Origin of the sequence: Microbacterium sp. UBA1612 (assembly GCF_002321605.1) — a bacterium.
Lineage (GTDB): Bacteria > Actinomycetota > Actinomycetes > Actinomycetales > Microbacteriaceae > Microbacterium > Microbacterium luteum.
Window position 1 is genome coordinate 18,405 of the sequence record NZ_DCMW01000027.1, and the last position, 1,362, is coordinate 19,766.

Annotated in this window: 1 protein-coding gene; it reads left to right on the top strand. The window is 68.6% G+C overall.

What is annotated here, in order from left to right:
• Positions 1-82 precede the first annotated feature (82 nt).
• Positions 83-1,300 (top strand): hypothetical protein, encoded by a 1,218-nt coding sequence (locus tag B3S45_RS11890; protein WP_286720803.1) that lies wholly within the window; start codon positions 83-85, stop codon positions 1,298-1,300.
• Positions 1,301-1,362 lie beyond the last annotated feature (62 nt).

Consider the following 1,362-nt stretch of genomic DNA (forward strand, 5'->3'; position numbering starts at 1 on the left):
CGACCCGCCCTCCCGCCACACGAGGGCACCACGCGCACGGTCACGCCTCTCCTCCGGCCGGATGCCTCCCGAGAAAGACGCCATGCCGAACCGACGCTCCCCCTTCACCCGCCGCGCCGCGGCCGTCGCTCTGGCGACGGGGCTTCTCCTCACCGCGTGCACTGCGACCGTCGAAGACGACGCCGCGCCGACACCCACTCCCACGGCATCCCCTGATGCATCCGAGGGAAGCGCAGCGCCGCTCCCTGAAGCCTCCGCGACACCGACTCCCACGGCGACGACCACGCCGACGCCGTCACCCGAGGAGGATGTCACGACGCCGTGGACGCGTCCGTCCGCGCCCTACGGGGGAAGTCGCACGGTGCCGGCTCAGAGCGTCGACACCCACGAGGCAAGCGGATCCTCGCGCGACAACGGCTCCGGTTCGCCGTCGACCGGCGATGTCGACCCTGCACCCGAGCCCGTTCCCGCACCCGAACCCGATACGGATCCCGAGCTGTCGAAGACCCACGACGACACCGTCGAGATCCGCAGCGACCTGGGTGAGATCTCGTTCGCGTACGACGGCGCATCGTCCGGCGAGGACTTCGCCTACCAGGGACAGAGCTGGGACAGCGGCGACAATCGTCTGACCCTCGATGTGCAGGGAACGCACGACGGTGAGGACTCCGTCGCATCCTGGTACAACGGCCAGACCGGGGGCGCCGCCGTGCACACCGACATCGACACGAACGACGAGCCGCAGGAGCTCCACTACGCTTTCTGCGGCACGCTGACGTTCCTCGACTACGGCTCCGCATCCGTCGAGACCTGCTTCGGGCAGGGTGACAGCGGTCTGGAGAACAACTGGTGGATGGGCGGAGCGGACTTCGGGCGAGTCGGTGGCATCTGCCACGTCGATGCCGATGCCGCCGACGCCCAGGCCACGAGTCTCGTGGCCTGCCTGGACTCCGACGGCCTGTCCTCGAACGAGTTCGAGGTGAGCATGGGCGATGCGCACGCAAACTACTTCTCGCTCTACAGCCTCTCCGACCTGCCGCCGCTTGCTCTGGCCCCGCTCGGAACGGCGATCACGAACTTCGTCGACAGCGATCCGCCGAACCTCACCACGGCTGAAGCGATCGCGCTGAAGGCGTTCGCCGCCAAGCTCGCCGACGCGAGCCTCGAGCTGCCGACCTCGTGGTCGGTGTCGTGCGACGGATGCGCATGGTCGATCACCGACAACCAACTGTGGGCGGGAGTGCACGACACGACCTCCTACGCCGGAGTTGCGTGGAACACGTTCGAGGCTGTCGCATGAATCTGCCTGGGTCCGGATGAGCCGGGAGCGGCGGGGCGGGGTGGCCCCGTCGTTCAGGCGGT

What these genes read in the sequence shown, in the direction of transcription:
- B3S45_RS11890 (WP_286720803.1), top strand. Translation starts at nt 83, where the DNA reads ATGCCGAACCGACGCTCCCCCTTCACCCGCCGCGCCGCGGCCGTCGCT.